Source organism: Dysgonomonas sp. ZJ709, from assembly GCF_011039195.1.
In the GTDB taxonomy this organism is placed as follows: domain Bacteria; phylum Bacteroidota; class Bacteroidia; order Bacteroidales; family Dysgonomonadaceae; genus Dysgonomonas.
This window is the reverse complement of the sequence record NZ_JAAKEM010000012.1, coordinates 39295-66208: the sequence shown is the minus strand read 5'-3', so window position 1 is coordinate 66208 and position 26914 is coordinate 39295. Positions and strand designations below refer to the sequence as shown.

23 protein-coding genes are annotated in these 26914 nt (G+C 37.1%); 11 read left to right on the top strand and 12 right to left on the bottom strand.

The window, feature by feature from the left end; genetic code table 11:
• Nucleotides 1–76: 76 nt before the first annotated feature.
• Nucleotides 77–2539: an endonuclease MutS2 gene (locus G7Y56_RS09895; RefSeq protein ID WP_165043125.1), complete on the bottom strand. Its 2463-nt coding sequence runs from the start codon at nucleotides 2537–2539 to the stop codon at nucleotides 77–79.
• 208 nt (nucleotides 2540–2747) lie between these two features.
• On the opposite strand from G7Y56_RS09895, the gene G7Y56_RS09890 reads away from it, so the two are divergent.
• From G7Y56_RS09890 to serB, 11 genes are all read left to right on the top strand, one after another.
• Nucleotides 2748–3023 carry a zinc ribbon domain-containing protein gene (locus G7Y56_RS09890; protein ID WP_165043124.1) on the top strand — a complete coding sequence of 92 codons (276 nt, stop codon included), beginning with the start codon at nucleotides 2748–2750 and terminating at the stop codon, nucleotides 3021–3023.
• A gap of 14 nt (nucleotides 3024–3037) precedes the next feature.
• Entirely contained in the window at nucleotides 3038–4165 is a 1128-nt protein-coding gene (locus G7Y56_RS09885) for a GyrI-like domain-containing protein (RefSeq protein WP_165043122.1), read from the top strand.
• Nucleotides 4166–4444: 279 nt separating this feature from the next.
• Complete coding sequence (locus tag G7Y56_RS09880) at nucleotides 4445–5602, top strand: T9SS type A sorting domain-containing protein (protein ID WP_165043120.1); 1158 nt, start codon at nucleotides 4445–4447, stop codon at nucleotides 5600–5602.
• A 290-nt stretch (nucleotides 5603–5892) separates the two neighbouring features.
• Complete coding sequence (gene feoB / locus G7Y56_RS09875; RefSeq protein WP_165043119.1) at nucleotides 5893–8373, top strand: ferrous iron transport protein B; 2481 nt, start codon at nucleotides 5893–5895, stop codon at nucleotides 8371–8373.
• Between the two features lie 391 nt (nucleotides 8374–8764).
• Nucleotides 8765–11863: a TonB-dependent receptor gene (locus G7Y56_RS09870; RefSeq protein ID WP_255498719.1), complete on the top strand. Its 3099-nt coding sequence runs from the start codon at nucleotides 8765–8767 to the stop codon at nucleotides 11861–11863.
• A 33-nt stretch (nucleotides 11864–11896) separates the two neighbouring features.
• Entirely contained in the window at nucleotides 11897–13525 is a 1629-nt protein-coding gene (locus G7Y56_RS09865) for a RagB/SusD family nutrient uptake outer membrane protein (RefSeq protein ID WP_165043117.1), read from the top strand.
• Nucleotides 13526–13676: 151 nt separating this feature from the next.
• A complete protein-coding gene (locus G7Y56_RS18860) occupies nucleotides 13677–13832 on the top strand; it encodes a hypothetical protein (protein ID WP_370457681.1) in 156 nt (51 codons plus the stop codon).
• A 457-nt stretch (nucleotides 13833–14289) separates the two neighbouring features.
• On the top strand, nucleotides 14290–14919 hold the full coding sequence (gene pyrE / locus G7Y56_RS09860) for an orotate phosphoribosyltransferase (RefSeq protein WP_165020766.1): 630 nt from the start codon (nucleotides 14290–14292) through the stop codon (nucleotides 14917–14919).
• Between the two features lie 9 nt (nucleotides 14920–14928).
• Entirely contained in the window at nucleotides 14929–15369 is a 441-nt protein-coding gene (locus G7Y56_RS09855) for an SRPBCC family protein (protein ID WP_165043115.1), read from the top strand.
• Nucleotides 15370–16707: an argininosuccinate lyase gene (argH, locus tag G7Y56_RS09850; protein WP_165043114.1), complete on the top strand. Its 1338-nt coding sequence runs from the start codon at nucleotides 15370–15372 to the stop codon at nucleotides 16705–16707.
• Between the two features lie 31 nt (nucleotides 16708–16738).
• A complete protein-coding gene (gene serB / locus G7Y56_RS09845) occupies nucleotides 16739–17959 on the top strand; it encodes a phosphoserine phosphatase SerB (protein WP_165043112.1) in 1221 nt (406 codons plus the stop codon).
• Between the two features lie 129 nt (nucleotides 17960–18088).
• Here the strand turns inward: serB and G7Y56_RS09840 are convergent, their stop codons facing one another.
• From G7Y56_RS09840 to G7Y56_RS09790, 11 genes are all read right to left on the bottom strand, one after another.
• Nucleotides 18089–18694, bottom strand: coding sequence for a peptidylprolyl isomerase (locus tag G7Y56_RS09840; protein ID WP_165043110.1), 606 nt, complete (start codon nucleotides 18692–18694; stop codon nucleotides 18089–18091).
• Nucleotides 18695–18815: 121 nt separating this feature from the next.
• On the bottom strand, nucleotides 18816–19997 hold the full coding sequence (locus G7Y56_RS09835; protein WP_165043109.1) for a MalY/PatB family protein: 1182 nt from the start codon (nucleotides 19995–19997) through the stop codon (nucleotides 18816–18818).
• A gap of 164 nt (nucleotides 19998–20161) precedes the next feature.
• Entirely contained in the window at nucleotides 20162–20794 is a 633-nt protein-coding gene (locus G7Y56_RS09830) for a peroxiredoxin (protein WP_165043107.1), read from the bottom strand.
• Nucleotides 20795–20921: 127 nt separating this feature from the next.
• Entirely contained in the window at nucleotides 20922–21695 is a 774-nt protein-coding gene (locus G7Y56_RS09825) for an endonuclease/exonuclease/phosphatase family protein (RefSeq protein ID WP_165020773.1), read from the bottom strand.
• A gap of 27 nt (nucleotides 21696–21722) precedes the next feature.
• A complete protein-coding gene (locus G7Y56_RS09820) occupies nucleotides 21723–22358 on the bottom strand; it encodes a trimeric intracellular cation channel family protein (protein ID WP_165020774.1) in 636 nt (211 codons plus the stop codon).
• 35 nt (nucleotides 22359–22393) lie between these two features.
• Nucleotides 22394–23467: a tRNA 2-thiouridine(34) synthase MnmA gene (gene mnmA, locus G7Y56_RS09815; protein WP_165020775.1), complete on the bottom strand. Its 1074-nt coding sequence runs from the start codon at nucleotides 23465–23467 to the stop codon at nucleotides 22394–22396.
• Between the two features lie 25 nt (nucleotides 23468–23492).
• Nucleotides 23493–24002, bottom strand: a complete 510-nt coding sequence (locus tag G7Y56_RS09810; RefSeq protein WP_165043105.1) for a hypothetical protein — start codon at nucleotides 24000–24002, stop codon at nucleotides 23493–23495.
• Nucleotides 24003–24082: 80 nt separating this feature from the next.
• The gene (locus G7Y56_RS09805; protein WP_165043104.1) at nucleotides 24083–25009 is read right to left on the bottom strand and encodes a DMT family transporter; all 927 of its coding nucleotides are present in this window, start codon (nucleotides 25007–25009) and stop codon (nucleotides 24083–24085) included.
• Nucleotides 25010–25020: 11 nt separating this feature from the next.
• Nucleotides 25021–25638 (bottom strand): DUF2238 domain-containing protein, encoded by a 618-nt coding sequence (locus G7Y56_RS09800; protein WP_165043102.1) that lies wholly within the window; start codon nucleotides 25636–25638, stop codon nucleotides 25021–25023.
• A 16-nt stretch (nucleotides 25639–25654) separates the two neighbouring features.
• Nucleotides 25655–26200: a nitroreductase family protein gene (locus tag G7Y56_RS09795; RefSeq protein ID WP_165043101.1), complete on the bottom strand. Its 546-nt coding sequence runs from the start codon at nucleotides 26198–26200 to the stop codon at nucleotides 25655–25657.
• Nucleotides 26201–26211: 11 nt separating this feature from the next.
• Complete coding sequence (locus tag G7Y56_RS09790; protein ID WP_165043099.1) at nucleotides 26212–26811, bottom strand: riboflavin synthase; 600 nt, start codon at nucleotides 26809–26811, stop codon at nucleotides 26212–26214.
• Nucleotides 26812–26914: the final 103 nt, after the last annotated feature.

Below are 26914 nucleotides of genomic sequence, written 5' to 3'. Positions count from 1 at the left end.
GTTTAAGACGAATGATATCTTTATATAATCCCCTAATAGTAAGAGATATTCTTAGTTTGAGAATTCTATATGATACTTATTCCAAGTCTATTACTGTAATGCCCGAGCCTCCAAACTGTACATGTTCATCCTGATAGTTGCGTACGCCATGTACTGTTCTAAGATAATCGCGAATCATTTGGCGTAATGCACCCGTGCCTGTTCCGTGCAGAATACGTATGCGGGGCATTCCTACAAGTATAGCATCATCAATGAAATACATGACAGCTTGCAAGGCTTCATCCCCACGCATGCCACGTACGTCGATATCTTGTTTGAAATTCAGCTTCTTGTCTCGAATATCGTCGCTTACTGCAGCATTAACAAGCGTACTTTTGCTATCTCGTTTTATCTGGTTTTTACTTATATATTCAAGCGTATCGAGCTTTACGGTAGATTTTATCATGCCGAAAGCTACAACAGCGTTTGTTTTCTGTATTTCTAGAACCTGACCGACTGATGTTTGTCCTTTGATGCGGACATTATCACCGATAGATATTATAGCATCCTTTTTCTCTTTTACAGTGGTCTCTTTTTGTTTTTTGTTTTTCTCGCGATCCTTTAGCTTTTGTATCTTCTGAGCAATTTTGTCATCTAAGCGATCATCTTCATTTTCCAGTGAAGATTTGAATTCAGTTAGACTTTGACGCGCTTGCTTAGTCTTTTCTTTATCGGCTTGCGATTCACGTATGGTACGTATTGTATTTTCTATTTTAGCATTGGCATCCGACAGAATGCGTTCAGCTTCTGCCTTCGATTGACGGATTATTTCTTTCCGTTGTTTTTCTACCGATAATAAATCTGTTTCGTAAGTCGAGGTAATTTCTTCCAGACGCTTTTCCTTTTGCCGAATATTTTGCCGTTTAGATTCCCAATAGCGTTTATCACGCACAATATCTTGCAGATATTTGTCCATATTGATATAGTCACTACCCACCAATTCGGAAGCATCAGCGATTACATCTTCGGGTAATCCGATTTTTCTGGCTATTTCGATAGCGAAAGAGCTTCCCGGATTTCCGATAGACAATATGAATAACGGCTGCATCAAATGGCGATCGTAAAGCATAGCTCCATTTATAACACCTTTATTCTCGTTCGCGAAATGTTTAAGATTCTGATAATGGGTCGTTATAACTCCATACGATTTTTTTTCATTGAATCGCTTTAGTAACGATTCTGCAATTGCACCGCCTATCTGTGGTTCTGTTCCTCCCCCGAATTCATCGATTAAAAGGATTGTTTTTTCATTGCAATTCTTTACAAAAAATTTCATGTTGGTAAGGTGAGAGCTGTATGTGCTTAAATCGTTTTCTATCGATTGTTCGTCACCTATGTCGATAAATATTTGTTCGAATATGCCAACGATAGAGTTTTCTGCTACGGGTATCGGGATACCGCATTGCACCATATATTGGAGCAATCCTACTGTTTTTAGGCAAACCGATTTTCCTCCGGCATTGGGACCCGATATAATTAATAATCTGTTTTCTTCTTCCAACTCTATATCGAGAGGTACTATTTCTTTATTTTGTTTTCGGTGCGAAAGGAATAACAAAGGATGTTTGGCTCTATACCATCTTATCAGTTGATTATTTTCTATAGTTGGCTTAATGGCATCTATATCGATCGAAAAAGTAGCTTTTGATCTGATAAAATCGATCATCGCCAGAAAATCGTACGATTGCATGATTTCGGGGACAAACGGGCGTACGACATTGGTGAAGGCGGTCAGAATCTTTATGATCTCACGGCGTTCTTCACTTTCGAGTTCGCGTATGCGGTTGTTTGACTCCACAACTTCTGCGGGTTCTATAAATACTGTTTTACCCGAAGCAGATTCATCATGCACAATACCTTTAATCTTTCGTTTAAATGCAGGGGCGACAGGGATAACCAGACGGCCATCACGCATGGTAGGGGTAACATCTTTTTCAACTAAGCCTTCTTTCTGTGCCGAACGAAGAATTGCATTGAGGCTTTTCGAGATTCCACTTGCTATATGGGATATTTCACGGCGGATTTTCCCGAGTTCGGGAGACGCATTATCTTTAATATGTCCATATTTATCGAGAATGGCATCTATCTGATTAATCAATTGAGGGAAAATCATTACTTCTCCTGCCAATTCTTGTAGGTGCGGATAGGGTGAATCTTCGTCTTCTCCTTTCTTTAAAAAGCTTACAATATCACGAATAGTTTGCAGTGAACGGCGCAAGTCGAATAATGCACTTTCGTCTATCCATGTTCCCTCCACACCAATATTTCTTAATACGGGGCGGACATCAATAAAATAATTTGTCGGAAAATCATCCTCTTCTTGTATGATGCGAACAAATTCTTCGGTTTGGAATAAAGATTCTATAATAGATATATAGTCGGAAGAGAAGTTCATTTCTTGAACTTTTTCTTCTCCTAAAGAGCTAAGACATTTTCCTGTTAATAATTGGCGGATTTTGTCGAAGCCTATTTTTGATTCGAAATTATCGGGATAAATCACCTTTATATTTATTTTTTGTTTTGGGATACAAAGATAGTGAATTATGTATCAAAATATTAAAAATATAGATAGGCTAATTTGCGATGAGGATATATTATATATTGCTAGTCTTATCTCATAGATACGTAGAGATTCGCAAGATTGGACAAAAGCCGATACTCAAAAATAAGATAGATTTGCATTCGTATTAACACTATAAATTATTATTATGAATGAGAATGTATGTCAGAGCTGTGGTATGCCAATGACCGCTAAAGAACAATTGGGAACAAATGGTGATGGAACTAGCAATGCTGATTATTGTGTTTATTGTTACAAAGATGGTAACTTTACGAGTGAAGAAACAATGGATGAAATGATCGAAGCATCTGCGGAGTATCCCGAGTCGTTACAAGATGAAAAGGGTAATCGTATTACAAAAGAAGAATTTATTGCTAGTATGAAAGCTTATTTTCCAACTTTAAAGCGTTGGAAGAGTAATTAAAGAAAACACACTTAATGAAAGAGCCAATTTGTCAAAGTTGTGGTATGTCGATGGCTGCCATCGAACATTTTGGAACCAATAGTAACAATAGTCGAAGCGATGACTATTGTTGCTTTTGTTTCCAGAAAGGAAAGTTTACCGATGATAAGAGTTTAGATGAAACAATTGAAGATTCTATAAGCTATTTTGACGATTATCAGAAAATAGATGGGCGTTTTATTACAAAGGATGAGGTTGCATTAAAAGAAAGGATGAAGATTTCGGCATTAAAGCGTTGGGCTTCGCACGAGAATACTCATCAGGAATATTATAAATCGGTAAATAGAGTAGTCGATTATATAAATGATCAACTGGCTTCATCTATTAATTTATCCGATTTGGCAGGCGTGGCTCACCTCTCAGATTTTCATTTTCATCGGATTTTTAAAGCTATAATGAATGAAAGCCCGGGTGATTATATCCAGCGGTTGAGGCTAGAAAAAACATCATTTATATTGCAAACTACTAAACAGCCCTTGTCTGAAATTGCAGAACAGATCGGTTATCAGAGTCCTCATGCTCTGTCTAAAGCATTTAAGAAGAGATTTGGAATAAGTCCTTCAGTGTTTCGGAAACGGCCGGCAGAATTATCAGTTGCTATAAGAGAGCCGTTAGAAAACTTGTTGTTACATCCTGAAATTAGAGAAATTAAGTCTCAGGAAGTTGTCTATACACGTATTATTGATCCATTTAATTTTTCAGATGCTTATACTAAGGCATGGGATAAACTTATTAATTATTTAAATATAAGTGGCATACCAAACGAAGATTATCAATATTTATGTTTAAGCCGTGATATTTCTACTATTACCAATCCTGAGCATATTCGTATGTATGCATGTATAAGTACAGCGAAAAAGATAAAGACGAGTGGCCATTTCGGTGTGCAAACTATTGAGGGTGGATTATATGCTGTCTTTAAATATAAGGGTGCATATGACAAACTCGAAATAGTATATTGTAATATTTATAGGTATTGGATTCCTCAAAGTGCTTTTCAGTTAAGAGACAATATGTCTTTTGAAAAATATTTGAACAGCCCCAATCAAGTTGAAAAAGATGATTTATTGACAGAGGTATATATACCAGTAGTTCCTATTTGAATTTCATAGTAGCATATAATAGATAGTAACTGAGACATCGTTACAAAAATTAATGAAAGAAGGATGGCTCATTTTAGAGCTGTCATTCATGTTACACAGCAAAGAATGTCAGATCTAACGCTAAACTATTGATATGTGATGTTTTAAAACATGTATAAATGTTTCCTGAGGAGTGAACATGTTTTTGTTTAACAATGTTAAATAGTTAGATCCGTGAGTATTTAACATCTAATTTTAGCTACTATGAAAAATTATCTGATTTGCTTAAAAAAGAGCCGAATGTTTAAGATCGTTATTAGTCTGATGGTATTCTTTGTGTTAATTGCTATTCCTTGCGAGGCCCAAATGGATGAACCTTACCTTCATGGCCCTTCTGCATTATCTCATAATGAAATAGGAGTTTTCACTTTTGACCAAGATATAGGGTATACCTCCGTGATTAGATGGGAAGTTACAGATGAAGACTTAGAAATAATAAGTAGAGGTGCAACGCAACTAACAGTTAGAGCAAAATCTCCGTTTTTCCTTAATAAATATACGACTGTTAAAGCTCATTTTCTAAAACAAGAAGGAACTGATAGGGAATATGATTCCAGATCATCTACCCTTACTCTAGTAAGTATGCTACCCCAAATTACCGCCTTTGACGAGTATGACTATCCTTTCTACCCTGGCGAGATACACAGATTATATTTGCCCAAATTGCCGGAAAGAACTACTATAAAATGGGTTAATGGCGAAAATATGGAATTAAAGTTTGGGCAAGGTACAACAGAAGCCGGATTCCTTAAATATGGCAACTCCTATGGAGAAGCTAGTGCGATACTTAATTATTACGGACATGAATTTATTATCAAATTTAGTGAGGCAATAGGGAACCGTCCTCCATTTGATATATGTTACAAAAGTCTTCCGAAAGACCCTGGGATTACATGTTATCCTAAAATAAAGTCATGTCAATCTTCAGTCGTTCCCGGAGATCGCATTGTTTACTATATTGATGACTTCCCTAGTGATGCTATCATCAATTGGATAGAAATATTTAATTCTATCATTGAACCTACCTATATTGATGGAGCAGGAGTCGGATTGTTTCACAATCAATATGCATCCTATACAGCTCTCGGGAAAGGTAATCCAACGGTTTTTGCAACAGTTTATTATAACAATAAGAATTATCTCATATCAAATTCTGAGGTTGTTGTAAATTCACCCCAAAAGAATGGATTTGAAGATAAAATCATTAATTCCAATTCTGACAAACAAATTATAAATTTGAGAGTATATAGTTTACAAGGTAATATCGTTTATACAACAAAGGATACTAGAAATTTTAATATCAACAGCACAAGTCTTCAAAATGGTATTTATATTGTAGAAACAATTGATCAGGATGGTGATTTGTCACGAACTAAGGTAATGAAAAATGAAGACTAACTCTTTATTTGAGATTTAATATCATATACAGAAGCCCTGTATTCTTGCAGGGTTTTTGTTGAATACTCGCTTATTCCACTCTTTTTTTCGCTGACTCAATTAGGCTAGCAATACATGTTGTTAGCTCAATTCCCATTAAAATAAATGATGGCAGAACAGATATTTCACTTTCAGGTATATCTTTTATCGTCAACTCTTTATAATCATTCTAAATAAACTTCTTTTTATTCTTTATATGTAACAAAAAATACTCATCTTTGCATACCTAATATTAAAAGGAATTTGTAGACATGCTATTGTCCGATTTAAAAACAGGCGAAAAGGGAATTATCGTCAAAGTGAATGGCAGCGGAGCCTTCCGTAAACGTATCCTTGAGATGGGTTTTATTAAGGGTAAAACTATCAAGGTTATATTAAATGCGCCACTTAAAGATCCCATCAAATATAAAATAATGGATTATGAGGTATCACTTCGTAGAAGTGAGGCTCGATTAATCGAAATTGTTTATCCCGATATAAATAAGAAAGAAGAAGTGAAGTCAGTTCATAATTCTTTTAATATCTCTACTTCGGATGAGCAAGAACCTATATCTCCGATCGCAAAAAAAACGACGAATAGTAAAAAAGTGATAACTGTAGCCCTCGTTGGTAATCCCAATGCAGGTAAAACTTCATTGTTTAATATAGCTTCGGGTGCTCACGAACATGTAGGTAACTATGGTGGTGTGACAGTCGATTCGAAAGAAGGTAAGTTTAAACATGGTGGATATACTTTCCGTATAGTCGACCTTCCCGGTACATACTCATTGTCAGCATATACTCCGGAGGAGCTTTATGTGCGTAATCATATTGTAGAAGAAAAACCTGATGTTGTTATAAATATTGTAGCTTCATCTAATCTGGAACGTAATCTCTATTTGACTACAGAGCTGATAGACATGGAGGTGCCTATGGTGATTGCTCTTAATATGTACGACGAATTGGAACAGGGTGGTAGCGAATTTAATTATCAGAAGCTGTCTAAAATGATAGGTATCCCGATGATTCCCACTGTTGCTAAAACAGGTGTCGGCATAGGGGAATTGTTCGATGCAGCTATTCGCATCTATGAAGATAAAGAACCTATTGTTCGTCGTGTGCATATATATTATGGTAATACGGTAGAGAATGCTATAAGTAAACTGAATATTCAATTAGAGAAATTAAAAGACATAAAGTTGCTCTTTCCTCGTCGCTATATTTCAGTTAAATTACTGGAGAAGGACAAGGATGTAGAAAAATATGTAAACTCATTTCCGAGTAATAAAGAATTGTTTGCGCTTCGGGATGCTGAAGTGAAAAATATAGAAGATACATTAAAAGAAGATACAGAATCAGTCTTGACCGATGCCCGGTATGGTTTTGTGGCAGGAGGACTGAAAGAAACTTTAAAAGGAAAAACGAACGAATCGGATGCTACAAGTCTCATTGATGCCGTAGTTACTCATAAATACTTAGGTTTCCCGTTATTCTTCTTCTTTATGTGGGTTATGTTCGAATGTACATTTCGTTTGGGTGGCTATCCGATGGAGTGGATCGAAAGCGGTGTCGAGTTATTAGGTAACTTTGTTCGAGGGGTGATGTCTGATGGTATGCTCAAAGATTTGATTGTTGATGGTATAATAGGTGGAGTTGGCGGTGTTATCGTATTTCTTCCTAACATATTAATATTATACGCCTTTATATCCTTCATGGAAGACTCGGGCTATATGGCTCGGGCAGCTTTCATTATGGATAAGGTGATGCATAAGATGGGCTTGCATGGCAAGTCGTTTATCCCACTTGTTATGGGATTCGGATGTAATGTCCCGGCTATACTGGCTTCGCGTACTATAGAAAGTCGCAATAGCCGTATGATAACAATGCTCATAAATCCGTTTATGTCGTGTAGTGCCCGTTTGCCGGTGTATCTGCTGTTTGTGGGTGTTTTTTTTAAATCATACGCTAGTCTTGTTCTCTTTGGTCTTTATGTGGTGGGTATCTTACTGGCTGTCATCTCAGCTCGCCTATTTAAAAGGTATCTCTTCCCTGAAGAGGATACTCCTTTCGTGATGGAACTTCCGCCTTACAGAATACCTACGGTTCGTTCTGTATCAATACATATGTGGGATAAGTCGAGACAGTATTTAAGAAAGATGGGAGGGGTAATTTTGGTTGCTTCCATTATTATCTGGTTCTTAGGTTATTTTCCTCAGAATGAAGAAAGGGAGACTCAGTTTGATAACCAGATTGCTTTGGTAGAAACTCAATTCAATCAAAATACGATAAGTGAGACAGATAAAGATGATCAAATAGAGCAAATTGAAGATCTGCGTAATATAGAACATCAAGAGAATTCATATATCGGGCGTATTGGTAAAACGGTAGAACCGGTTATGCGTCCTTTAGGGTTTGATTGGAAGATAAGTGTAAGCCTGCTTTCGGGTATGGCAGCCAAGGAGGTTGTTGTTAGTACTCTAGGTGTTCTCTATACCGGTGATCCAGATAATCAGGAATCATTGAAGGCTCGTATAAGTAATGATGTTCAACCGGATGGAGCATTAACGTTTACCCCTTTAGTTGTTCTGAGTTTATTACTCTTTGTTTTGATATACTTCCCTTGTGTGGCAACGATCGTAGCTATTAAAGAAGAATCCGGGTCGTGGAAATGGGGGGCATTCAGTATTATCTATACAACGGGCTTAGCCTGGATCATATCATTTGCCGTTTTTCAGATTGGTAGTCTCTTCTGACTAATCAACTCATAGTATAATAATTAGGGTGTAGTAAAAAGCTGCACCCTATTTTTTTATAACAAATTTGAACGAAATAAGTGTTAAAAGGTATTTTAATGGTCTCTCATCTTATCGTATTGTTATAATGTAATCCTAATTTGTGTAGAGTATTGAAGCATTGTGTCATATGATTTGCCGTTTTTGCCTTATTGTTTCTTGTTTGTTGTGTTAAAATAGCCTATTTGTGTGTCAAATTGATAATATTAGCATATTTTAAATTCAGTTTGTTTGTTAGGTGAAAAATGCATAAATTTGTGACTTCTTAAGCAAACTAATGCAAAAAAACTCAATATAATATCAAAGTGTTAGGGAAAGTTGTTTTTAATTTTTAATATAAAGTAGTGTTTGTATGAAAAAAAGAGTGATGTTGATTTTATCCTGCTTATTTTTAAGTATAGGATTTATTGCGGCACAGACACGGACCTCCGGAATTGTTGTTGATGACATGGGGGAGGCTGTAATCGGTGCATCAGTTGTGGTGAAAGGTACAACTGTCGGAACTATTACCGATGTAGATGGTAAGTTTACTATCAATGTTCCTGAAGGTAGGAATATATTGGTTTTTTCTTTGATCGGAATGCAAAAGACAGAAGTTTTAGCAACTTCTAATATGAGGGTTGTAATGGAAAATGACGATCAAACGTTAGATGATGTTGTCGTTGTTGGATATGGTACACAAAAGAAGAAAGATGTAACTAGTGCTATCTCTAAGGTAGGTGGTAGTGATATTAGCGGATTAGCTGCACCTTCTTTTGATACTCAATTGGCTGGACGTGCAGCTGGTGTACAAGTTGTAACTCCTGGTGGTGCTATTGGTGCAGCTCCAATATTTAAAATTCGTGGAGTAAGTACGATATCTTCAGAATCTCAGCCTTTAATCATTATTGATGGAGCTCCTGTGACCTCTGGAGAAAAACAACAATTGTACGGACGATTTAATCCGCTGGCAGATATAAATCCTAATGATATTGAATCAATCGAAATCTTGAAAGATGGAGCTGCTACTGCGATCTACGGATCACGTGCAGCAAATGGTGTTGTGTTGATTACGACTAAAAAGGGTAGTCGCAGTTCGACCAAGGTAACTTATGATGGTTACGGTGGCTTTGCAAATGCAACTAGAACTCATAAATTGTTAGGTGCTAGGGATTTTGTTACAATTGCGAATGAAAAAATGGAAAATTGGGGCGAAAAAGGGCAAGCTGTTTATGACCCTAGTGGGCCTAATACAAATTGGAATGATTATATTTATCAGACAGGTTTCCAACATAGCCATACTATTGGAGCAAGTGGAGGTACAGATAAAAGTCAGTACTATTTTTCAGTAGGTTATACTAATCAAGAAGGTATTGTTCGCAGAAATGATCTTGAGCGCTATTCTGTGAAGGCAGATCTCACACAGGATGCTACAAAATGGTTAAAGATTGGAATCAATGTTCAAGCCAATCAGACAGAAGTGAACGGGGTTATGAATGAAGAAAATTCATTAGGTAGTGTTGGCTTTGCAGGTGTACGTATGTTACCCAACGTTGCTGTGTTTAACCCAGAGGATCCAACTGGTTACAATATTGATGCAATAGAAAGAAAAGCACTAGGACGAGGTTCTAATCTATCACCTATCGACAATGGTATTCAAAATATTATATGGGCATTAGATAATAATGCAAATAAGTCGAAAAGTACGAGGGTTTTAGGTGGCGGATTTGCCGAAATAAAATTTATGGAAGGATTGACTTTGAGAACCCAAGCAAATATGGACTTATTCAAGCTGAATGATTTTATGAGTTGGAGTAAAGAGTCTGGAGACGGTTATGGCTATGGTGGCGTACTGGAAGAGATAAATACGACTTATTCTACTTGGAACTGGCAAAATGTGTTGAATTATATGCATACATTTAATAGACTTCATAACTTTTCTGCTACTGCAGTGCAAGAGTACACTAAAACTACTTATGAGTGGACAGATGCTTCTGTAAACGGATTGTCGGATGGATTCTTTTCAGAGCATATAATATCTAATACGTTTAAGGAAAAAGATGTTGGTGGGTATAAATCATCAAACGGATTAGCTTCGTATTTAGTGAGAGCGAATTATAATTATGATAGTAAATATTACCTTGGAGCATCTTTAAGAACAGATGGTTTGTCTCGTTTACCTGAGGACAATCGTTGGGGTACTTTCTTTGGAGCATCTACGGCTTGGCGTCTATCACGTGAGTCATTTTGGTTAGCATCTCCTATTGCTCAAACCGTTAGTGATTTACGTCTGAGAGCGAGTTATGCAACACTAGGTAATTCTGAGTTAGGCAGTGATTTTCCTTATTTGGGAACTTATGCCGCTAAACTTTATGGAGGACAAAATGGTATTGCTTGGAATAATATGGGAAACAATACTTTGAAATGGGAGTCTACAGAAACATTCGATTTAGGGATAGATGGTTCTTTATTCAATAGCCGATTATCTTTTGAATTTGCTTACTGGCAAAAAACATCTAAAGACCTAGTGTTGGAAGTGCCAACAGGGCCATCCCTTGGTATACCTCTAAATCGATATTATGATAATATTGGGAAAATAAAGAATTCAGGTATTGAACTAACGATAGGTGGAACCATAATTGATAATAGCCAATTTAAATGGATTGCTGATGTGAATTTTTCAACGTTAAGTAATACTGTGCAATCTTTGTATGGTGGAGCCGATATTATTGATGACTATACTATAATAAGAGAAGGTCAATCCTTTAAATCTCTTTATGGATACGATTATTATGGTGTAAATAAAACGAATGGTAATCCTATTTGGCGAAAAGGGAATGGAACTTTAGTGCAGTTCGACACATTTGGTAGTGATTACGATTATAAAGTATATGATCCTCAGAATCCATCAGATGTTTCTCAATCATCGTCATTATCGGCTGTTGAGGATCGGAAAGTATTAGGGAGTTCTATTCCTACATGGTTCGGAGGTTTTAATAATACATTCACGTATAATGATTTTGATTTGAATGTCTTTTTCCGTTTTTCTGGCGGAAATAAAATAATGAATGGAACTCGTCAAAGTAGTTTGTTGAATATGCAATTTGCTAATAATGGTAATGAAATACTAGGGCGTTGGCAAAGTGTAGAGAATCCAGGAGATGGTAAAACGCCACGAATTGGATATGGAGATTCGGATGCATTATTCAATGCTGGTTTTACTGATTCGCATTTCGTTGAAGACGGATCATTCTTGAGATTGTCTAATATTACATTAGGTTATTCTATGCCTAAAAATATTTTATCAGGTTGGGATATGTCTAAATTGAGATTTTATGTGCAAGCTCAAAATTTACTAACGATTACTGGATACAGCGGACTAGACCCGGAAACATCAACTCGTAGTGGTGTTGATTGGGATGGATTACCACAACAACGTATATTTACGTTAGGTGCTCAGATTGTATTTTAATATTAAGAGTCTAATTTAGTAAAATAAAAGATGATGTTAAAAAATAAAAAACATAAATATATAGCTAAGATAACATTGGGGCTAGCTATTGTTATTTTACCTTTTTTCACTTCATGTGAAGATAGTGTAGTGGATTTAATGCCCGTGGCTAATTTGTCAGACATGACTGCTTATGAGACACCTGAGCGCTGTGATCTGGCTGTTGTTGGTGCTTATGATGCGGCACAACAAGGACGCTATGGCGATTCATACTCTCGTGGTTATCCATTTGGGGCGGCGAGTATTATACAGGGCGAAATGAGGGGCGAGGATATGAACTTGACTGCCGAATTTTTTGCGCTAACTTATAGAGCTACCTATAGTACAGCTACTGCGAACAATAGATATATGTGGGAAACGTCTTTTGAGTGTATAAATAGGGTGAATACGGTATTAAAGGGCATTGACTATGCATTAAGTATCGGGGTATTAGAAGAGTCTCGTGCTAATCAGTATAAAGGCGAACTATATTTTCTTCGTGCACTGACATACCATAACTTACTTATCCATTTTGCTTTACCATATAATGTAACGGGAAATAATAATTATGGGTTACCTCTTTATCTTACAGCTATAAATACCCCAGAAGAAGTAGCAGCTGCTTTAACTATAGGACGTTCTACTGTAGAAGAAACATACACGCAGATACTGACTGACTTAAATCAGGCAGAAACTTTACTTCCAGAGACAATTTCAAGTTTGGGGGGTGCAAGTTTCCCTATAACTCGTGCAGGAAAAGGTGCTTCTATTGCTTTGAAGACTAGAGTTTTCTTGCATAAGCGTGATTGGGCTAGTGTGGAAGCAGAAGCTAAAAAATTAACAAGTGGAGCAACGCAAGCGCCTTTCAAAAGTGAAATAGGAGGATATGCTTTGGAAGTTGATCCAGCAACTCCTTTCTGGTCATATCAAAATAACAGCGAATCTATTTTCTCTATAGAAAATAATTCAGCAGATAATGCAAGCGTGAATGGTGCTATGGCTTCCATGATGTCTGCGCGTACAGGTGGCCGTGCCATTTGTACAGCATCTCCAACTGTTTATAACTCAAAATATTGGAAAGCTGATGATAAACGTCGTAAATTATTGTTTTACAGGGAGTCTGATAAATATTATTTCAATGATAAATATCAAAACCCTACAACTAATGAAGAGTATGCTCCTATTATTCGTTATGCTGAAGTTTTACTAAATTATTCAGAAGCGGCTTTGCGTGCGGGACACAAAGATATTGCTCTTAATCTGTTGAATGCAGTAAGAAATCGCTCATTGGCAGATCCAGCTAGTCAACAATATAAAGCAGCTGAGTTTTCAACAACAAAAGCATTTGTGGATGCCATCTTATGGGAAAGACGTATCGAGTTTCAGGGCGAAGGACGTCGTTGGGAGGATATCCATCGCTTAGCTGTGGATGATATGTCTCCATCCGGCGGTATACCTGCTAAATTGGAATATAATAATATGAAAGGATTAGGTGTATTTGTAGTTGGAGCTCCAATACAAGATGCTTGGTTTGGTAGTGCTTTATTTATACCATATACAGATAAACGTTTTATCTGGCCTATTCCAGTAAATGATATAGTTCGTAATCCAACATTGGCTGGTCAGCAAAATGCAGGTTGGTAATTGAATGTTGATAATACATAAAGTATTGATAAGATAGGTTGTCACATAAGTGATAGCCTATCTTTTTTGCCTCTTTTTGATTTCTTTTAAACCAATTTAACCCATTATTCTCTTTATCATACATATCTTTGTTATATAAAATTACAATACAATGCAGGAAATAATTGTTATTATAATAGGAGTCATTGTTGCTCTGTTAGTTATATATAAAGTATATGGATTCTTCTTTTCGAAGAATGAACAAAAGGGTAATTGTGGATGTTCTAATTGTGGATGTAGTACTAATAAAAAAAGCAAAATAGTCTAAATTCATTTGTTCTTTCAAAATATTCTACATACATTTGAATTAAGGAAAAGAAAAGCTTAAGTCGTATTGATCGATTGGGAAACTCATCAATGAATACAACTACCGAGACAAGCACTTGGTTCTAATGGCGGGCCACACCTTCGGGTTGCTTTGCGCAGTGGATTACAAAGGTATCAAGGCACTCAAATCCTGTTTTTAGGAGTTTCGGCTATATCCATCAATGCGGCTTTTCTATACGAGCAGGTTGTCTGAAAAGACGGCCTGCTTTTGTTTTGCACCTACTTAGTATATAAGACATCAACATACGTTCTGAAGTTCATATTTTTTCACAAAGAATCTGCTCTTAACTGGAAAATACCAAACAGTATAATTCTTATCTTTTTAAATCTTAATTTTATTTTATACTACCTATAGAATATGTATCTTTGTATCAAAAATATTATTATTCTTTGGAACCATGGAAACGTTAGAAAAAATAACTGCAGAAAAGCTTCTTAGTATCAAAGCTGTTAAGCTACAACCGGCTAATCCTTTTACTTGGGCATCAGGCTGGAAGTCACCTATTTATTGTGATAATAGAAAGCTAATTTCTTATCCTAAAGTACGCACATTTCTTAAAATAGAATTGAGCCGTCTTATTATAGAGAATTTTCCTGATGTTGATGCCATTGCAGGAGTTGCTACAGGTGCAATTGCGCCGGGGGCATTGGTTGCCGATGCTTTAGGTTTGCCATTTGTTTATATACGCGCAACACCTAAAGATCATGGTTTGGAGAATCTGATAGAAGGTGATCTGAAGTTAGGTAGCAAAGTAGTAGTTGTAGAAGACTTAGTATCTACGGGAACTAGTAGTTTAAAAGCAGTAGATGTAATTCGTAAAGATGGTTCAGAAGTAATAGGTATGGTTGCTAACTTCACTTATGGTTTTCCTATTGCAACCGAGAGGTTTGAACAAGCCAAAGTAAAATTAATCACATTAACCGATTATGACGCAATTCTAGATGAAGCATTGCGCATCGATTATATAGCCGAATCTGATTTAGAAACATTGCAAGAATGGCGAAAAGCGCCTGCTGATTGGAAATAAAATTTATTGATGGCAGAATTTACAAGTGAGATAAAAACCATTCCACATTCAGATGTGGATGTTTACACAGTGCTTTCAGATTTAAATAATCTGGAACTTGCGAAAGATAGAATTCCTCAAGATAAAATCAAAGAATTTACATTCGATAAAGATTCATGCACGGTATCTGTAGATCCGGTAGGAAAAGTTAGATTTGTTGTTGTCAGCAGAGAACCTAATTCAACTATTAAGTTCGAAGCAGAACAAGTCCCTTTTGGTGTGACTATGTGGATCCAATTAAAGGCTTCGTCTGAGAATGAAACTAAGTTGAAGCTGACAATTAAAGCAGAGCTTAGCCCGTTTTTGAAGCCGATGGTTTCAAAACCATTACAACAAGGATTGGATAAAGTCGCTGATTTATTGGCAACGCTGCCATATGATACTATTTTAAATCAAGGAACAATCGAATAAATGAAACTTTGGGAGAAAAGCGTACAAGTCAACAAAGATGTTGAAACTTACACAGTAGGGCGTGATCGAGAAATGGATATCTATCTGGCACCGTACGATGTTCTAGGATCTATGGCTCATATTACGATGCTAGAATCGATAGGTCTACTTACAAAAGAAGAACTGTCGGTTTTGTTGAAAGGATTAAAAGATATCTATCAAATTGCTGTCGATGGCAAATTTAGTATAGAAGAAGGTATTGAAGATGTACACTCTCAGGTAGAATTGATGCTCACCCGTAAATTGGGTGATGTAGGAAAAAAAATTCACAGCGGACGTTCCCGTAACGATCAGGTTCTAGTCGATCTGAAGCTTTTCACACGCGATCAGATACATTTGCTAGTTAATTCCGTATCTAGCTTGGTTGATCTACTTTTACATCAAAGTCAAAAATATAAAGATGTTTTAATGCCGGGTTACACCCATTTGCAGATAGCTATGCCTTCTTCATTTGGTTTGTGGTTTGGTGCGTATGCCGAAAGTCTGGTCGATGATTTGCAACTGTTGCAAGCTGCATACAAAATATGTAATCGAAATCCATTAGGATCAGCGGCCGGTTATGGTTCGTCTTTTCCTCTTAACCGCCAGATGACGACCGATCTGCTTGGTTTCGATTCAATGAATTATAATGTTGTGTACGCTCAAATGGGACGAGGCAAAATGGAACGTATAGTTTCTTTTGCTATTGCGAGCATTGCTGCTACACTATCCAAATTGGCATTCGATGCATGTATGTTTAATAGTCAGAATTTCAGTTTTATCAAATTGCCTGACGAATATACTACAGGGTCGAGTATCATGCCTCATAAAAAGAACCCCGATGTATTTGAATTGACAAGAGCTAAGTGTAATAAAATACAAGGATTACCAAATCAAATTACACTGATTACAAATAATCTTCCTTCCGGATATTTTCGCGATTTGCAGATAATCAAAGAGTTATTCATCCCATCATTTGAGGAAATGAATGATTGTTTGCAAATGGTAAAGCGTATGATGAGCGAGGTGAAGATAAATGAAAATATACTTGATGATGATAAATACTTATACATTTTTAGTGTAGAAGAAGTAAATCGTCTTGTACTCGAAGGTGTTCCTTTTCGTGATGCTTATAAAAAAGTAGGTTTGGAAATAGAAGAAGGAAACTTTCAACATAATAAAAAAGTGCATCATACACATGAAGGTAGTATCGGAAACCTATGCAACGATGAAATCAACTTGATGAAACAACGTGTTATCGATCAATTCGAGTTTGATAAGATTGCTTCAGCGGAAAATCGGCTACTTAACTCTATATAATAATAACGATAATATTCAAATCCTCTTTCCTATGGATACTTCAGAAATCATATTGGCTAGCTTATCCGGAGAGGATAAACCGGGTGTTACGGCGGCTTTAACAGCTGTACTGGCTAAGCATAAAGCAAACATTCTTGATATAGGTCAAGCCAATATACATCATTCTTTGTCGTTAGCAATGATGTTCGAAGCTTCTAATGCCGGTGAGGTCATTAAGGACTTGCTATTCAAGGCTACTGAAATTGGTGTTGTGATCCGTTTCTCACCTATTACAAAAGATGCTTACTGTAGATGGGTTCAATTGCAAGGGGTTAAGAACCGATATATAATAACTCTTCTTGGTCGCTCTCTTTCGGCAGAGCACATATCGGCAGCTGCGCAAGTTGCACAAAAATATAAATTGAATATTGAAAAAATATCCCGGCTGACAGGGCGTATACCTCTCGAAGAATTGGAACGTTCCAGCAGGTCTTGCATAGAATTATCAATCAGAGGTACATTAATCGATGAAAAGATCGTGAAGGAAGACTTTATGAGCTTGGCAAGTCAGCAAGGAATAGATATCGCTTTTCAAGAAGAATCTATGTATCGCCGTATGCGTCGTCTGATTTGTTTTGATATGGATTCAACCCTTATCCAAACTGAGGTTATCGACGAGCTGGCAGAACGTGCAGGGGTAGGAGAGCAGGTAAAAGCTATTACCGAAGCAGCTATGCGTGGAGAAATAGACTTCTCAGAGAGCTTTAAGCAACGTGTAGGTTTATTGAAAGGGCTCGACGAGTCGGTGATGAAAGAAATAGCCGAGAATCTTCCTATTACAGAAGGTATGACGCGCTTGATCCGCATTCTGAAAAAGAGTGGTTATAAGATTGCAATTCTTTCAGGGGGGTTCACCTATTTCGGAAATTACCTTAAGGAGAAATATGGTTTCGACTACGTATATGCAAATGAATTGGATATACAAAATGGTAAACTTACAGGTAATTATGTGGGCGATATCGTTGATGGGAAAAGAAAAGCTGAATTATTACGTTTGTTAGCGCAGGTAGAAAAAGTAGATATACGCCAAACCGTTGCTGTGGGTGATGGAGCTAATGATTTACCTATGCTGGGTATTGCCGGATTGGGCATTGCTTTCCATGCGAAACCAAAAGTGAAAGAGAATGCAAAGCAATCATTGTCTACTGTAGGGCTTGATGGTATTCTTTATTTCCTTGGTTATAGAGATTCTATGCTGGTAGGGGAAGAATAAACTGGAATATATTCTCAATTTAATATAAATAAAAAGTGTGGTGAAATTAATTTCACCACACTTTTTATTTAAACACCCTTAATGATTTCAATAATTTATGTCAATCATTCCAGATATATACGTTTTGGATTAGCAACTGCAGCCAGAACCGCAACCGCCACCCTCTGATGAGCCACAGCCACAACCGGCAGCCTCTTCTTCACCGTCGCCACATCCACATCCAGAACCGCATCCACATCCTCCACCTTGAGGTGTAAATAATGCAGCAATTTCTTCAGGAGTAGATTCTCTTACTGAAAGAACATTGCCGGAGAAGTTTAATGTTTCGCCAGCTAACGGGTGATTGAAGTCCATAACAACTATATCTTCTTTAACTTCCACAACTGAACCGTTCAGGCGGTTTCCGTTTGTATCCATCATAGGAACAGTGTTACCTTCGAAAATAACTTCTTCATTCAATGCACCGTCTACTTCGAAAATATTGCGAGGAAGGTCTACAACGTGCTCGTCGTCATATTCACCATATGCTTGTTCAGGAGTAAGCACAAAATTGAAAGAATCACCTTCTGCTAACCCGTCCACATTTTTCTCGAATGCTTCAAGCATAGATCCTGTACCAAAGATAAATTCTAGTGGTGCTTCAACTGTTGCTCTTTCCATCAATTCACGCTCTTCACCTTCACCTACGTTTAAATCGTAAGATAAAGAGACAAATTTATTTGTAGAAATTTTCATCTTTATTTGTTTGTTTTTAATGAATTAATTGACCCTATAAAGGTCTTTTTTTATTTTATATCGTAAAGCAATAATCGTGCCTCAAATCTAAAATCCAACTGCTTATTAAACAATTCGGGGTTTAGATTTGTTTCGCTTCAACTGCTTTTTTAAGATTATTCAATGCCTTCTCAATTATAGAGCGTGGCGTTCCTACATTCATTCGCATATATCCTTCTCCACCAGCACCAAACATCATTCCATCATTTAATGCCAATTTGGCATCGTTTACGAATAATGATACAAGATCTGCCTGAGACAGTTTCAGAGCCTTACAGTCGAGCCAGATTAAGAACGATGCTTCCGGTTTCATTACTTTTATCTGTGGTATATGCTGTTTCATATATTCATCGACAAAAAATATATTTTTCCAGATATAGTCTTTGGCTTCACTCAGCCATTCCTCGCCACGATTGTAAGCTGCTTCAGTTGCCGGATAAACAAACACATGGCCTTCGTTTAGCTCACTGCTTACAAGGTAGGCATGAAATTTATCTCTTAATGCTTTATTTGGGATAATTGAATACGAACTGACGATTCCTGCTATGTTAAACGTTTTGCTTGGAGCCATAAATGTAATGCTGTTTTGTGCAGCTTTTTCAGATACGGTGGCAAATGGAATATGCTTATTGTTCTCGTGAGTCAGATCGCAATGTATTTCGTCAGAGATAACAAGTATATTATTGTCGTAACAGATTTCTGCTATATCAGCTAATTCTTGGCGAGTCCATACACGACCTCCGGGATTGTGAGGATTACAAAGGATAAGTAATTTGCATTGAAGATCAATTGCTTTTTGCAATCCTTTCAAGTCCATTTTATATTGCCCTGCTTCCAGAATAAGTTGATTGTCGACAACTGTGCGATGATGCATGGTCGGGATGATACGAAACGGATGATATACCGGCGGTTGAATAATAACCTTCTGATCGCGGGCAATAAAGCAATCAATAACAAAAGCAATGCCCTTTACAATTCCGGGTATATAGCTCAACCATTCCTGCTCAATTTTCCAATCATGATTTCTTTCGACCCAATTGATTATAGCATCATAGTATGATTGCTTAGGATGCGTGTAGCCAAAGATAGCATGTTGAGCTCTCTCAATAATAGCTTCTTGCACAGCAGGGGGAGAAAGGAAATCCATATCGGCAACCCACAACGATATCAGGTCTTCGCGTCCATAGCGTTCTTTTAGTACATCTGTTTTTATAGCACCTGTTCCTCTGCGGTCAATAATCTCATCAAAATTATGTTTTGGCATATCTATTATGTTGAATTTTAAATCTTGACTACAAAGGTATGAAAAATAATATATGGGATTGTTCCCCAACGAAGGTTTAAATATAAAAAAGCCATAGTCTTATTGACTATAGCTTTCTTATACTAAATTATTCTAAGATACTTTTATAAACAAGGGTATTCTTATTATTTTTGAGCGAGGTAATCAGATATACCTTCTTGTGTTGCTTTAAGAGCTTTGTCTCCTTTTTTCCAGTTTGCAGGGCAAACTTCACCATGTTCTTCTACAAATTGAAGAGCATCGATTACACGAAGAGCTTCTTCTACACTACGACCTAGAGGCATGTCATTCACTACTTGATGACGAACTATTCCTTCTTTGTCGATTAGGAAAAGACCACGATATGCCTGAGGTGCACCTTCGAAGATATCTTCACCTTCGTCATTATAATCGAAACGACCTGCTAATACATCGTAAGCCGAAGAGATCATTAATGTTTGGTCTGCAACAAGAGGGAATTTAACTCCTTTGATACCACCGTCGTTTTGTTCAGTTTGGAGCCATTTCCAATGGGAGAATGCCGAGTCTGTAGAAGCGCCTACAACAGCTACTCCACGAGATTCGAATTCTGCTATTTTTTCTTGGAATGCAATAATTTCAGTTGGGCAAACGAATGTAAAATCCGCAGGGTAGAAGAAAAATACTACATATTTCTTTCCTTTGAATTGTTCCAAAGAAAATCCTTCTACTATTTCGTTTCCGTTGATTACTGCATTTGTCTTAAATACAGGAGCTTTTTTTCCTACTAATACTGACATAATAAATTGTTGTTTTAGTTATATGTTACTTAAATTTCTACTACAAAGATAAACGCTAGAAATCAAGAAACCTAATAAACCGAATAGATATTTATTATGTTAATATCAATTTTGTTTATGCAATGAATTATTCTTTTTCAAGAAATCCTACACCCACAACTACCGGACGGTGATCAGACGCAATAGGCTCGTCGTAAACGAAACTGAATTTTTGTTTCACTACATTATCGTTAGGTGCGACCATTATATAATCGAGACACTGAACTGGTTTATCTGCAGGGAAAGTGCAGGTTTTGGTATCTCCCAGTATGCTGAAGTCACTTTTTAAAGCACTAATAGTTTCTGATTCTGGCAGAGCATTGAGATCGCCAGCGAAAAATATCGGTTTCCCACTTTCTATTTTTGCCATTTCTTCTTTTATGATTGGAATAGAAGCTAATTGATCTTCGGGAGTAAGAGATAAATGCGTGCAGAATACTACATACTTTTCGAATTCTGCAATTAATAAAACTCGTTCTTCTTCACGTCCCGGAAGTGAAACAGAAGTAAATTCTTGGGGTAAGTCTCCGGATAATAGTCCGATGCCATATTTACCTCCATCAAACTTGATAGCAGGTGCATATACATAGTACATGTCTGTAAGTGCTCCGAGTTCTTCTAATACGAATTTATTATTTCGTCCTGTTACACTGTCTACCTCTTGCAGTACTACTACATTGGGTAATACATGGTTGATTACATCTGCTATGCGGTGCAGATCTGTAGTCTGATCCATACCCAGACCATTTCTTATATTGTACGACATAATAGTAGTCGTAATAGCATTCTGACCTTCTTGTGCATTCAAATAGATTGAAGCTGTAAGGCTAGATATAACAAGTAAACAAAATAATCTCTTCATAATATAATCAATTAAAATAATTTCGATCTATTCTTCTCCTTTCACTATCGGAAGTGTCCAGCGGAATTTAGTGGCTAATATGCGAATAGCAACAATTGATACAGCTGTTACTATTTCACAGATAGCGAGGTCTACATTGAAGAAATGAAGGGCGCTGAATATAACTCCACCTATAATACAAGCCACTGCATAAAGTTCTTGTGTGAAAATAATAGGTATCTCGTTAATCAATATGTCCCGTGTAATACCTCCCACAATTCCTGTAATCACTCCCATAAAAATACATACCCAATATGGATAATCGAGCATCAGAGCCTTTTCGTATCCTACCACTACAAATAAACCTAAACCGATACAGTCGAACCAGAAAATGGCATTATTCATGTGTATAAGATAACGACGAAAACAAAGAACTATTACAAATGCTAGAAGAGTACACCATATGTATATACTCGATTTCATCCAAAAGATGGGCACATCCAAGAGTAAATCACGGAGTGTTCCTCCTCCTACAGCCGTAACAAATCCCACTACTATAGCACCGAACCAATCGAATCGCTTAGCCGAAGCTAGACGGACGCCACTTATGGCAAATGCTATAGTTCCTAAGAACTCAATTATATCAACAAGTTCTATCTGCTGAAAGTTTTCAAAAAGATGCATATTTAGCAAAAAAAATATGAGATCGTATAAATTATTTACTCATCATTGGCGATCATGCCACTACCTAGGCATAATTTTGATTCGGCATCATATACTACACCAAACTGGCCGGAAGCAATCCCTTGTATCTTTTCATCGGAATAAATACGATAAATATCTCCTATCTTTTCAATCCTTCCTTTTGTAAATTCGGGTGTATGACGTACTTTAAATGTAATATCGCGAGAGCCTTCGAAATTGCCCCATATATCTTCTGTAATAAATGAAAATCCGGCAAGATTGACAACTTTGCCATACTGCGTTTCGGGATCATAGCCATTAGACACATATATGATATTACGTTTAGTATCTTTCTTTATAACAAACCAAGGTCCGCCACTTAAGCCGAGTCCTTTACGTTGCCCAATGGTGTGAAACCAATATCCGTTGTGCTTTCCTATAACCTCCCCTGTTTCTAAGTCTACTATTTTTCCGGGACGCTCACCTAAATAGCGACGGATAAAATCGTTATAATTAATCTTTCCCAAGAAGCAGATACCTTGACTGTCCTTTCGCTGAGCTGATGGGAGGGATTGCTGTGCGGCTATAGCCCGTACCTCACTCTTCAATAAATTACCTATCGGGAACATCAATTTAGATGCTTGCAGATAATCTATTTGTCCGAGAAAGTAAGTTTGGTCTTTTACATGGTCTTTGGCTGTGGATAACCATGTTTTTCCATTCAGTTCGGTTGTCGTGGCATAATGACCTGTTGCTATTTTGTCAAATTCGTGTCCCCATTTTTGTTCGAAACAACCGAATTTAATCATTTTGTTACACATCATATCAGGATTTGGGGTCAATCCACGCTTCACAGCATCGATCGTGTAGTTCACTACATTCTCCCAATATTCTTCGTGTAAAGACACAACTTCCATCTTACAACCATATTTCTTTGCTATATAGGTTGTTATTTCAATATCTTCTTCGGCAGGACAATCAATATAACCTTGTTCGTCCTCCATTCCTATTCGTATATAAAATATCGTAGGATCGTAGCCTTGTTCTTTAAGTTGATGTACAACTACCGAACTATCTACCCCTCCCGATACTAACGCTGCTATTTTCATTTTTTATTATCCTCTAAAATGCCTATTACCAAATTTCCGTTTTAGCATACGATTTGAAACTGCCCATACCAAAGCTTAGGCCTGCGCGAACAAAAAATTGTTGCTCATTACCTGTTACATTAAAATCGTATCCGGCTTTAACGAAAAAGAATTTATAATCTAAATATATATTGGGTGTAATAACTACACCATCTTTGCCATTTTTGAAATTAAACAAATAGCCTGCATCACAACCAACCAATATTGTATATGGATTATTATTAAATAAAGATTCGCTCAAAAACGAATTTATTTGTATCGGCTTAATATTTAATCCGGCTACAGGAGAGCTACCTCCGGTATAATCTATCCCGCTGGATATAAATGTATTCATGGGATTTTTTTTGTGCCAGGTCGGAAAAGACAAACTGGCTGCAAACTGAAAATCATTTCCTCTGCTTTTAGCATCAGCATATTGTGCCCCCACTCCAATAAACTGAGCAGAGCAAGCTAAAGGTAATAAGATCAGTAGTAGTGCAATTCCTATTTTTTTCATCTGTATATAATTAAGAGAGAGGACAAAAGTACGCATTATTTTTTCTTATATGCTTTGTTTGCAGACACAAACAAATTATTCTAGCGAGCAGCTTCAGTTTCGATATCTGCTTTCGATTTACTTTGAGTAACCATATAGACACCACTAAAAATAAGGATACTAGCTATCAACTTTTCGATTGTAAAACTATCCATACCCATAAATATAGCAACTCCCGACGCTATCAATGGCTGAACATTATTGTACATCGAAATAGTTGTCGCCCTTATCCGCCGTTGAGCCAAGGGGATCATCATGTATGTAAAAAAAGTAGCTCCAAACAGTGTAAACGCAATCAGAACATAGGGTGTAAGATCAGTTTGATGAAACAACGGCGCTTCTAACATATCTTTATATCCGAATGGCATCAGTACAATCGCCGAAAACAGAAACATCCATTTCATCATCGTTATAGGTGAATATTTCCCGGATAACGGTCGGGTAATAACCAAATAAAAGGCATAGAAAAAAGAGGCGCTCGCTATCGATATATTACCTAAAGCATCTCCTTCTTGTCCTGCACCGGCGTTATGGCTTGTGTAAACAAGAAATATAGCACCTATCCCTCCAAGAAAGACTCCACTGACTTTTTTAGGGGTTATAGGTTCTTTCAATACTAAAGCTGCTATCAGCATAGCAAATAATGGTCCGCTAGTGGTTATTATAGACGCATCCACGGGCGAAGTCCGACCAAGCCCATAAGCAAAAAGTCCTTGGTTTATAGCCATTCCGCAAAGACCTCCTAAAAGTAAAATCAACAAATCTTTTTTGTCTACCTTTTCTTTAGGCATAAAAAGAGAGGTTAACCAGAAGGCTACTGAACCGAACGACATCCGCAATGCGGTAACCGCCATTGGCGACAAAAGCCCTGTTGAATAAAAGTATTTATTGACAGGTATATTTAAGCCGAATACACACATCACAATGAGCATAATAAGATGCCCTTGTTGTTTAGATGATAATTGCATTGTGTTAAAGATTACTCTTCGCTTTTAGTTGTTATTTTTTCTATTTGTTTATCCTGTACTTTAGAGAGTGTTATTAACATACAAATTGCTCCAATCAGGGCGCATAGCATATCGGACTGTGTGTCCCACTCATATCCTTGTGTCCCCAGAAAATCATCTGCTCCGTCGTTAGACAAAACAGCAACCCACCATTCTATCAATTCGTAAAATGCACTTATGCTAAGACAAATACATACAACAAGAAAAGGTAGCCACGATTTCTTACGAATAACGTTTATGCGTATCAATAGTTCACGGGCAATCATAGCCGGAATAAAACCTTGCGCAAAATGACCTACTTTGTCATAGTTATTTCGGCTCGAATCGAACATTTCTTTCAGCCAGTCGAAAGCAGGAACCTTTGCATAAGAATAATGCGCACCTATCAGTAATATGATCATATGCAGAAGAATAAAGGCATAGGTCATATCGGTAAATCTGAATCGCTTAAATGTTGCAATAAGAACAATTAAGCCAGCTACACACATACCGGCTTCGAGCCACCAAAGAACGGGATCGAAAGATTGGTAACCTGACCAAATAGTAACAGCTAGAAATATCAGTAAGAATACTCCGTATTTCTTTTCCATAAATTAAAATGTAGTCTTATTGATATGTATTGAATGAAATAACCTCTTCTGACGATTTACGTCGTTTCTCACGTAGGGGTTGTGCCGCGTAACCGATAATAATGTCAAGCACTACCCGTTTATTCTTTGGAATGTTTAGTAACTCTTTTACCTTCGATTCTTTAAACCAACCCAGAATACAGCTACCTAAACCTTCGGATTCTGCTGCAAGGCAGATATGGGCTGTTGCTATACCTATATCAAGAAAAGCAAAGTGCTTATCTTTTACTAGTCCTCCGATTCCCGAACTGAAATTTACTTTTTCTTCCACCACAATGATATGTACAGGTGCTTGCTTGGTAAAATGGTTCATACCCAGCAAACGTGCCGAAGTAGCATCCGCAACCTTATTCTTTAAATCGGGTTCATCTACTACAATAAAATGCCATGGTTGAGCATTGCATGCAGATGGAGATAAGCGACCGGCTTCGAGAATACGCGCGATGATTTCCCGGTCTACCATTCTTTCCGTATCGAAGGCACGAGTACTTTGGCGTTGCTTTACCAGTTCGTAAAAATCCATATTCTAAGCTGTTATAGTTGTGTAATACGACTGATGTATTTACCTATAATATCAAATTCGATATTTACGAGTGTACCTTCTTTTATTTGGTGGAAGTTGGTATGTTCGTATGTATAAGGAATTATAGCTACTTCGAAAGTGTCGTTCGTCGGATTGCATACAGTCAAGCTAACGCCATTCACTGTAACCGAACCTTTATCAACAGTCAGATAACCTTTCTTAGCCATTTCACGATCGAACTCATATTGAAATACAAAAGACCAGCTACCGTCAGTTTCTTCTACTTTGAGGCATTTAGCTGTCTGATCGACATGTCCTTGAACGATGTGTCCGTCGAGACGACCATTCATAAGCATGCTGCGTTCAAGATTAACCTTGTCGCCAACTTTTAGGACGCCGAGATTAGAACGATCCAGTGTCTCTTTTATAGCTGTTACAGTATATGTATCATCATCCAGGCTAACAACTGTCAGACAAACACCATTATGAGCTACACTTTGGTCGATTTTCAACTCGTTTACAAACGAACATTTCATTGTCAGATGTAAATTTTCTGCTTCTTTACGCAATGAAACTACTGTTGCCGCATCTTCTATAATACCTGAAAACATGTCTTTATATTTTTTAGTTTATAAAATTATTTAGAGTACAAAGGTACTGATTTATTTATAGAATAAGGAGATTCTGAATTCTCAAAATCTCCTTATTTTATTC